Annotated in this window: 7 protein-coding genes, 1 tRNA gene, 1 rRNA gene and 1 other annotated feature; of the genes, 2 read left to right on the top strand and 7 right to left on the bottom strand. The window is 30.8% G+C overall.

Annotated elements, in window-relative coordinates; genetic code table 11:
* A 16S ribosomal RNA gene (locus tag JHL18_RS03035) occupies positions 1-309 on the bottom strand; the annotation flags it as partial.
* Positions 310-1084: 775 nt separating this feature from the next.
* Between JHL18_RS03035 and JHL18_RS03030 the strand changes: the two genes are divergently transcribed.
* A complete protein-coding gene (locus tag JHL18_RS03030) occupies positions 1085-2107 on the top strand; it encodes a DUF5050 domain-containing protein (protein ID WP_200266158.1) in 1023 nt (340 codons plus the stop codon).
* A 115-nt stretch (positions 2108-2222) separates the two neighbouring features.
* On the opposite strand, the gene murD is transcribed toward JHL18_RS03030, so the two are convergent.
* Complete coding sequence (gene murD, locus JHL18_RS03025; RefSeq protein ID WP_200266157.1) at positions 2223-3599, bottom strand: UDP-N-acetylmuramoyl-L-alanine--D-glutamate ligase; 1377 nt, start codon at positions 3597-3599, stop codon at positions 2223-2225.
* A 183-nt stretch (positions 3600-3782) separates the two neighbouring features.
* Between murD and JHL18_RS03020 the strand changes: the two genes are divergently transcribed.
* The gene (locus JHL18_RS03020) at positions 3783-4247 is read left to right on the top strand and encodes a methylated-DNA--[protein]-cysteine S-methyltransferase (RefSeq protein WP_200266156.1); all 465 of its coding nucleotides are present in this window, start codon (positions 3783-3785) and stop codon (positions 4245-4247) included.
* A 95-nt stretch (positions 4248-4342) separates the two neighbouring features.
* Here JHL18_RS03020 and JHL18_RS03015 read toward each other — a convergent pair whose 3' ends face one another.
* The 5 genes from JHL18_RS03015 to JHL18_RS02995 all read right to left on the bottom strand — a co-directional run bounded on the left by JHL18_RS03015 (position 4343) and on the right by JHL18_RS02995 (position 9228).
* Positions 4343-5617, bottom strand: coding sequence for an FAD-dependent oxidoreductase (locus JHL18_RS03015; RefSeq protein ID WP_200266155.1), 1275 nt, complete (start codon positions 5615-5617; stop codon positions 4343-4345).
* Between the two features lie 120 nt (positions 5618-5737).
* Positions 5738-6334: a PH domain-containing protein gene (locus JHL18_RS03010; RefSeq protein WP_200266154.1), complete on the bottom strand. Its 597-nt coding sequence runs from the start codon at positions 6332-6334 to the stop codon at positions 5738-5740.
* A 1-nt stretch (position 6335) separates the two neighbouring features.
* Positions 6336-6893, bottom strand: a complete 558-nt coding sequence (locus tag JHL18_RS03005) for a sigma-70 family RNA polymerase sigma factor (RefSeq protein ID WP_200266153.1) — start codon at positions 6891-6893, stop codon at positions 6336-6338.
* A gap of 308 nt (positions 6894-7201) precedes the next feature.
* On the bottom strand, positions 7202-8593 hold the full coding sequence (locus JHL18_RS03000) for a glycine--tRNA ligase (protein WP_200266152.1): 1392 nt from the start codon (positions 8591-8593) through the stop codon (positions 7202-7204).
* A gap of 182 nt (positions 8594-8775) precedes the next feature.
* Positions 8776-8938: a binding site (T-box leader), on the bottom strand.
* 215 nt (positions 8939-9153) lie between these two features.
* Positions 9154-9228: transfer RNA gene (locus JHL18_RS02995), tRNA-Asn, on the bottom strand.
* Between the last annotated feature and the right edge of the window lie 105 nt (positions 9229-9333).

Genomic DNA, 9333 nt, shown 5'->3' with positions numbered 1-9333 from the left:
GGCCGATCACCCTCTCAGGTCGGCTACGCATCGTCGCCTTGGTGAGCCATTACCTCACCAACTAGCTAATGCGCCGCGGGTCCATCTTATAGCGGATTGCTCCTTTGATTTTCATTTCATGCGAAATGAAAATGTTATGCGGTATTAATCTTCCTTTCGGAAGGCTATCCCCCTCTATAAGGCAGGTTACCCACGTGTTACTCACCCGTCCGCCGCTGAGAAAGTTCCGAAGAACTTTCTCCGCTCGACTTGCATGTGTTAGGCACGCCGCCAGCGTTCGTCCTGAGCCAGGATCAAACTCTCAATTTAAAGTTTAATCATAGCTTACTTACTTAGTAAGTCTTTTTTCAAAAGAATTGCTGGTTTAGTTTAAGTCTATATTTAGACTTTGTTTATCTTCTCTGTTTAATTTTCAAAGACCAATGCAATCGTTTCCGACTGCTTAATAATATTAACATTTAAGATTTAAATTGTCAACTTATTTTTTCTAACAAGTTTTAATTTATTATCTTGTCACCCATCAGCGACGTTTATTATAGTAACATTTTTATTATATTATTCACTGCTATATATGATATAAATAAAGAAATTATCTCACTATAGTTTTATTTTACTAATATATTTAAGCTATTTCTATTAGTGATACACGTGGTAATGTTTATAAACCAATTTGTATTTTATTGTTAATATATCTAATAATACTACGATAATATACTTAGAGTTTTTACTCATTTACTTTTTATGAATATATGAATTTAAGATTTCACAACTGATATATTCTATAATCTTTGTAAAAACAACTTAATTCCTATATCAAAACTTGACTATAAGTAGTTTTATATAGATCATTACAAAAAAGCTTATAACTATCAATCAATTGATATATACTTAAATATGAACCATTCCAATAAGAAAATTATTTTTAAGACTCTCATAACTTCTGATGAGGAAACCTGAAAATATGAATTCAAGTATTAAATAATTTATCTATATATAATATTAGATAATTTAAAAACTACATTTATCAATAGATCATAATAAAAACAATCTATAAATTTTAAAAATAACACTTAGGAGGAAAAACATGAAGAAATTATTAATTTGTTCAGTTATCGTATTTTCTTTTTCATTAATTGGTTGTTCATCTAAGAGCAATTCAACAAGCTCTAGTAATAATAGCAGCAATTCAACTGAGATAAAAATAACTTCTCCAATCACAGGAAGCAGTTCAAATACCGAAAATAAAAATGACACAAAAAGTATTTCAGTGTCTGGAGAGCCTAATGTTGCTCTACCGATTGTAAAAGTAGGGAACAATACATATGTATCCCAATGGAAAGACAATAATAGACTATATGAATACTCGGGTAGTGATATTAGCTCAATAAATGATTTACTAAAAGCTACTAAGAAATATGATTTATTTTCTAGAGAAATGATTCGAGATACCGAGAGAATATATTTCACTAACATATCTGATAACAGCAATATATACACTTTATCTGATAGTACAAAGGAAGTAAAAAAATTTGATAGTAGCAGAAGCTCAAGTATATCTTTAGGAACTGACGGATTGTATTTTATAAATAAAAGTGATAACAATAAAATTTATAAAATAAATTTAAGCGATAATACTAAAACTGCAGTAATTCAGGATTCAGTAGGAAAGTATCTTTTATTTAGCGATACAATTATATATCAAAACAAAAATGACAAATTCAAATTATACGCCTATTCTCTTAAGGATAAAAGTAAAACTGAACTTACTAAAAATTCTGCTGAAAGCTTTGGTGTAGCTAATAACAAACTATATTATGTTAATTCTGGAGATCAAGATTCCATATGGAGCTTAGATTTGCAGAGCATGGAAGATAAGAAACTTATAAATGTTGAGGCAGAAAACTTACAAGTAAGCTCAGGCAAGATATTCTTCATAAATAGATCTTCGGCTAATTATTTAAATGAATTGAGTTCACCTGCAAATGGAGCGGCATCAGCAAATCCAACCATAAATGAAGGTGTAGAGCAATACTTTATATCTGAGAAAACTATATACTATGAATCCAAAACTTCTCACAACGATATAAAAACATATAATATTAAGTAATTATACACAAAAAAGCTCACTGAAACGTCTTTTCAGTGAGCTTTTTTGCATATCTGCCTTTTTCAATGCATATGAGGAAAATCTTAAAACTAAATAAGTTTTACCTTTCTAATTACTACAAATTATTAACTATATCTTTAAATTTATTTCCTCTAACTTCGAAGTTTGCAAACATATCAAAACTTGCACAAGCAGGAGATAGAGCAACTACATCCTCTTCATTTGCCAATTCCTTTGCTTTCAACACCGCGTTTTCTAAACTGTCTACGCAATATATAGGAACTTCAATACCTTTTTCTTGCTTCAATTTATTAAACGCTTCTGCTATTTTATCTTTTGTAGCGCCAAGTAAAATAAGATTCTTTATATATTGATGTCCTTCATAAGCAAGTGGTTCAAAAGGGATCTTCTTATCATACCCTCCTGCAATTAGTATCACAGGTTTTTCAAAAGCTCTTATTGTAGCTAAAGTTCTTGTAGGAGATGATCCTATAGAATCATTATAATATTTTACTCCATTCACTTCTCTTATAAACTCACTTCTATGTGCAACTCCTCTGAATGAAGTTGCGACATTTTTCATAACTTCAGCAGATACTTCTCCATAGGTTGCTGCAAAAGCAGCCAAGTAATTCTCCACGTTGTGCATTCCCTTTATAACAATATCACTCTTTTTACATATTTCATTGCCAAATAAGTATAAACTTCCATCTTTATAATAAGCTCCATCTTTCAACTCTCTCTTAGAGCTAAATTCTATAATATTTCCTTGGGCTTCATCTTTAAATGATGCTGTTATGTCATTTTCTCTATTTATAATAAGTAAATCTTTTGAAGTCTGAAACTTGAATATATTCTTTTTAGCCTCAATATATTCTCCCATTCCTTTATGCATGTCTAAGTGATTAGGCGTTATATTAGTAACAATAGCAACATCTACTTGACTATTCATTGTCATTAACTGAAAACTAGATAATTCTAAAACAACTCTATCTTCTTCTTTAATTTCTTCTATTTTTGTGAACAGTGGTATACCTATATTACCTCCTGTCCAAGTCTTAAAGCCTTGCGTCTTAAGTAACTCAGATATTACAGAAGTTGTAGTAGTTTTTCCGTCACTTCCAGTAATTCCATAGACTTTTCCTTTACAATATCTAACGAATTCCTCTATTTCTGATGTTATATAAGCTCCATTAGCCTTCGCATTTACTAGAGCTTCATGATCTATCCTCATAGATGGACTTTTAAAAATAACATCAAATCCTACTAATTTATCAAGATAACCTTCACCAAGGTTCAATTTAACACCCTTTATCTCAAATCCAGTTGCAACTTCACCTAACTCAGCTTTACTTTTCTTGTCAAACGCAGTAACACTAGCCCCTAAACTTAATAAAAAATCTATTAAAGGTATATTGCTGACACCAATTCCTATCACAGCAGTATTTTTACCCTTAATAAATGTCTTAAAATCGTTAAAATCTTTTCTCATCAACTACTCGCTCCTTTAAAATTATAAATCTTAATAACTGATAAAAAATTGCTTAACCAATATTATTTTATGTACTATATTAAATACTGTCCCATTTCTTTCTAATTATAACATCAGCAAATTATTTATTCTACTTTTCAAATAGTATATAATTTATAATTATACTTAGTTTACGGAGGTATTATGAATACATATTATACAGGTTACTACTCCTCCCCTGTTGGTTTAATAAAGGTCCAGTCCAACACAGATTATATCGTTAGTCTTGATTTCATAGATAACAAACTACCTGACGATGAAAATCACAATTTCCTAATCACCAATTGCCTAAACCAGCTGCAGGAGTATTTTGAAGGAAAAAGAGTTCAATTTAATCTACCTCTATTGCCCTCTGGTACTGATTTTCAAAAAGCAGTATGGAGTGAACTTATGAATGTACCTTTTGGCTCTATAAAGACATATAAAGATATTGCTGTAGCTATAAATAACCCAAAGGCTGTTCGAGCTGTAGGTGGCGCAAACAACAAGAATCCTATTCCATTAATAATACCTTGTCATAGAATTATAGGCAGCTCAGGAAAATTAGTTGGTTATGGAGGTGGCCTCTGGAGGAAAGAATGGTTATTAAACCATGAAAAAGTAAAATAAAAAAAATCATAAACGAATGTAATTGATATTATGTAAAAAAGATAAAACTTTAGAACTATCACACTCTAAGTGACAGAATCTAAAGTTTTATTATTCTATAATTTTTGGTTAAATATATTGCTTATTCCCAAATCTTCTATTTTCTTTTTTATTTCATTATTATCTATCGTATATAAACCTAATGCCTTCATCCTTTCAAAATACTCAGCTCCTGAAAAAGTATGTCTAACCCTTCTTCCGTCTTCAGTATTTAGCCTCTCATTAGCATAAGCAATTATGTCACCTATGACAGTTTTTCTAGGAAGTATTACAGTTTCCATTCCTAAATGATTTCTTACTGCATTATGTCCAGCTAGTGTTCCAGTACTCATTGCTTCTGTGTGTCCAATAAAGAAACCAGCCTTTTCTCCTGCTACAAATAGATTATCAATCCCTTTAACTTTCATATCATTATCTCTAGGGGTTGATGAAAGATATCTTATTGAATTGCCTACGCCTCCTGAGTAAGGATCTATATATCTGGCGTTTTCCAAACCTTTAATCTTTCTTAGCTTCTCTAATGGATAGTACGAAGTCATAACTTTTATATGCCCTGTATCAAGAAGTACAATATTTTCAGCAAATTCTTTTAGTGCATATTGTTGGCATACTTTTGAATCTAATTTATCCATATTTATATCTTCTTCTGGAACTTTAAGAACTGCCGATCCTTTCTCTTCAAGCTCCTTTAATATCTCTGGCGAAACGCTTTCTCTCGGTATCTCACAGGATCCACTAAATGCACCTATAGTTCCATCTCCTCTTTCTCCAGGAATATCAACTATTCCAGCCTTTGCACTTAGACTCACTCTCATACCAAATGTAGGACATCTTAATATACACATAACACATCCATTGCCATACTTATTACAGTTTTCCATAGATCCGGTAGATCCTGTAGCTTCTACAAATGCATCAGCTTCTGCAACTGTCTTATCAAAAAACTTTATTGCCTTTATTTCATTATTTTCTTTAACTACATTTATAGCTCTAGATCTAAAGTTAACCTTTATCCCTAGGTCAAGAACATATTTTCTAACCTCTGGTTCAACCTTACTTACATCACATAGCCACGCATGCTTATGTTGTGGAAAATCTACATTTTTATGGATTGCATTTCTATCCATGATGTCTATAAGCTCACCAGCACCAAGAGCTATTAACTCTTCTGCCGCAGTATATCTACCATTATTCCTCATTATACCACCAACATTGCCTACACCAAGAAGTAAATCTGTTCTTTCAAAAATCTCCACTTCTGCTCCAGCTTTCTTAGCTGCAATTGCGGCTGCGCATCCAGCCCATCCACCACCTACTATAACTAGTTTCATACTCTACCTCATTTATATTAGTATAATACTAGAATATTTATTGTCTATTAATATTGTTACACCACAACCTATATATTCCTTAAATATATCTATTAATAAATTCATAAATTAAAATGTTTATTAACCCATCCAATTTAGGATTGATTTTTTAAACTTTAAAAACTTACTATCAATTTTAACTTTAACACCGAAATCGTTGTGCTTTATGAAGTTTATAGCATCAGTATATTCTCTATCAGAAGTTTGTAAGATAAATCTCTTACTACCTCGAGGCTTTATAAAAATAAGCTTTGTATTATCCTCAATAGTTTTTATATAACTTATGTATTTATAGTCATATGCAGTTATTCTTAACCATTCGAAAAATATATTAGCTCTTATTACAAACATCTTCTTATTAGTCACGATAACTACTGTGTTTACTCCCCATTCATTATTAAACAAATTTGCCTTTGCTACTTCTTTAGTTTTTAAGATTCCTTTGTCTATTGCACTGATATTAAACGCCTTAAATTTATATAATATTTCCTCATTCTTTTCTAGGTGCTTTTGTAACCTTGATATACCCTTAACCATCTCATCATCAATTATCTTTTCTTTTACTCTACTCTCTATCTTAACTGCATCATATCCAACTATAAACTCACTTTGCAACTTCTCTATTGCTTCAGTATCTATATCTTCATAGTTCAATAATGATAATACTTTTTTATCCATATTAATAATCCTCCAAAGATTCTCTAAAAAATATGTTCCTTAATTTTTTTCGTCCTCTGCTCAATCTATTATATATAGTTACAGTTGTCATATTTAGTTCCTTAGCTATTATGTCAACACTTTCTTCTTTTACATATCTTCGCTTAAATATTTCTCTATCTCTATGAGCTAAGGAGTTAAACATATTCTCTATTTCACTTTTACTTTCTTTTTCAATAAAATCATTTTCTAAGTCTTCATTAGAATTAATTTGAACATCTTCAAGCATTATATTGTTTCTATCCCTTGAAAGCTTTCTTTTATAATCCAAAGCCTTATGCCTTGAGATAGCTGTTATCCATCCCTTAAAATTCCCTTTCTCAATATCAAAGCATTCGATATTATTCCAAACAATCATCAATATGTCATCTACACATTCATCTATATAGTTAATTTCATTGCTATAATTGAGAATAGAAGCTACTGAGTTATATATTATTTTACCAAAACAAGTTATAAGCTGATTCAATGCTAATTCTTTTCTTTCAAATATACCTTTTATAATATCTTCATTACTCATTTTCTTTCCTCTCACCCCTCATAATACTATACGTTCTAAATTAGCTTTTTCTGTCAATATAAGTTTATTTTCATAATACAATCAGCTTTGTATTTATAATAAAAACTCACTGAAGCAGCTTTTTTACACACCTGCCTTACAGAAAGTATACAATTAAATCTTCAAATATGTGAAGCAAGCTCTTTTACATTATGCCCTGGAAATACTTTGATTTTATGACTTATTCCTGGATAACAAAAAAAAGCAAATCAGCTTTATACAAAACTGATTCGCCTTTTTAAATTAAAAACCTTTTTATTTTATGTGATTTAAAATTCTAATTTTGCTGCTATATAATTATCTAATTCTTCTATCTTAATTCTAACTTGTTCCATAGTATCTCTATCTCTTACTGTTACTGCATTATCTTCTAATGTATCAAAATCTACAGTTATACAGAAAGGAGTTCCTATTTCATCTTGTCTTCTATATCTCTTACCTATACTTCCAGCTTCATCATATTCAACATTAAATTTCTTTCTTAATTGTGAGTATACTTCATCAGCTTTTTCTGAAAGCTTCTTAGATAATGGTAATATTGCAGCTTTGTATGGAGCTAATGCTGGGTGTAGGTGTAATACATTTCTAATATCTCCATCTTCTAGTTCTTGTTCTTCGTATGCATCTGCTAAGAATGCAAGCGCAACTCTATCTGCTCCTAGTGATGGTTCGATACAATATGGAACATACTTTTCATTAGTAGTAGGATCTAAGTAACTCATATCCTGTCCTGAATGTTCTTGATGTTTTGTTAAGTCATAGTCAGTTCTGTCTGCTATTCCCCAAAGTTCTCCCCATCCAAATGGGAATAAGTACTCTATATCTGATGTAGCATTTGAATAGAATGATAATTCTTCTTGTTCATGATCTCTCATTCTTATATTTTCTTTAGTCATACCTAAGTTTAATAAGAAATTCCAACAGTAGTCTCTCCAGAAATTAAACCATTCCATATCAGTTCCTGGTTTACAGAAGAATTCAAGCTCCATTTGTTCAAATTCTCTTGTTCTGAAAGTAAAGTTACCTGGTGTAATTTCATTTCTAAAAGACTTTCCTATTTGTGCAATTCCAAATGGAACCTTTTTTCTTGAACTTCTTTGAACTGCTTTAAAGTTTACGAATATACCTTGAGCAGTCTCTGGTCTAAGGTATATCTCAGCTTTTGCATCTTCAGTTACACCTTGGAATGTTTTAAACATTAAATTAAACTTTCTTATATCAGTGAAGTTTTTCTTTCCACACTTAGGACATTCTATTTGATGTTGTTCTATATAATCTTTTAATTGTTCGTTGGACCAGCCATCAGCTGAAGCAACCTCGGCACCTTGTGCTGTCATATGATCTTCAATTATCTTATCAGCTCTAAATCTTGTCTTGCATTCTTTACAATCCATAAGTGGATCTGAAAATCCACCAACGTGTCCTGATGCAACCCATACTTCTCTATTCATAAGTATAGCGCAATCAACACCTACATTATACGGACTTTCCTGTACAAACTTCTTCCACCAAGCCTTTTTCACATTATTTTTAAATTCTACTCCTAATGGACCATAATCCCATGAGTTAGCTAATCCACCATAAATATCTGACCCTGGAAATATAAATCCTCTATTTTTACATAATGCTACTAACTTATCCATAGTTTTTTCAACTGCCATTTTAATACCTCCATTTATAATTAATTTTTAACTTATTGTTCATTTAATCTATTATATAAATTCCATAAGTTTACATATTAATAGTATTGCTTAATATCCCATAATTTAATACTCATTTTCATTATATTTACATTACTGTATATAATAAAATTAATTTAGACAAATAAAAAAAGCCCTTACCATAAAGGGACGAAAAATTCCGCGGTTCCACCCTTCTTGGCAAATGCCCTGCTTTAACATCTAAGCATTCAAAAGCGCCCTTCATCAATACAACTTAATGGTTCACACCAAACACCATCTCTCTAAAAAGTTATAAAAATTACTCTTCTTTATCATTATGCTATATTCATTTATAATTAGTATTTTATCAAAGAATTTCTTATTGTCAAGAAAAATATAAAAACCCTTCATGATGCATATTGAAATAAAGATTTTATATAAAATTCCAACTTAAGTTTTCATAATTCAATTCTTATGAGATTCCTAGCTCAGTCCTTATATTGTTACAATAAAATAATAAAACCTCATGCATAGCATGAGGTTAATGTACAAAATAAAAATGGCTCCGCGAAGAGGGCTCGAACCTCCAACCTATCGGTTAACAGCCGAGTGCTCCACCATTGAGCTATCGCGGAACGTCATTACAAATAATATTATAGCATCTTATAAAAACTTTGCAAGTACTTTTTTATTTTTTTTTTTTGCACTTTTTAAACTTATATTTTATGAGCTCAAGAAAG

The sequence above is a fragment of the Clostridium yunnanense genome (genome assembly GCF_016595795.1).
Classification (GTDB): domain Bacteria; phylum Bacillota; class Clostridia; order Clostridiales; family Clostridiaceae; genus Clostridium_AR; species Clostridium_AR yunnanense.
Note: the sequence above shows the minus strand (reverse complement) of the source record. Positions and strands in the feature narration are given on the sequence as shown.

Coding starts and splice junctions, on each gene's coding strand:
- JHL18_RS03030 (WP_200266158.1), top strand. CDS start 1,085: ATGAAGAAATTATTAATTTGTTCAGTTATCGTATTTTCTTTTTCATTA.
- murD (WP_200266157.1), bottom strand. CDS start 3,599: ATGAGAAAAGATTTTAACGATTTTAAGACATTTATTAAGGGTAAAAAT.
- JHL18_RS03020 (WP_200266156.1), top strand. CDS start 3,783: ATGAATACATATTATACAGGTTACTACTCCTCCCCTGTTGGTTTAATA.
- JHL18_RS03015 (WP_200266155.1), bottom strand. CDS start 5,617: ATGAAACTAGTTATAGTAGGTGGTGGATGGGCTGGATGCGCAGCCGCA.
- JHL18_RS03010 (WP_200266154.1), bottom strand. CDS start 6,334: ATGGATAAAAAAGTATTATCATTATTGAACTATGAAGATATAGATACT.
- JHL18_RS03005 (WP_200266153.1), bottom strand. CDS start 6,893: ATGAGTAATGAAGATATTATAAAAGGTATATTTGAAAGAAAAGAATTA.
- JHL18_RS03000 (WP_200266152.1), bottom strand. CDS start 8,593: ATGGCAGTTGAAAAAACTATGGATAAGTTAGTAGCATTATGTAAAAAT.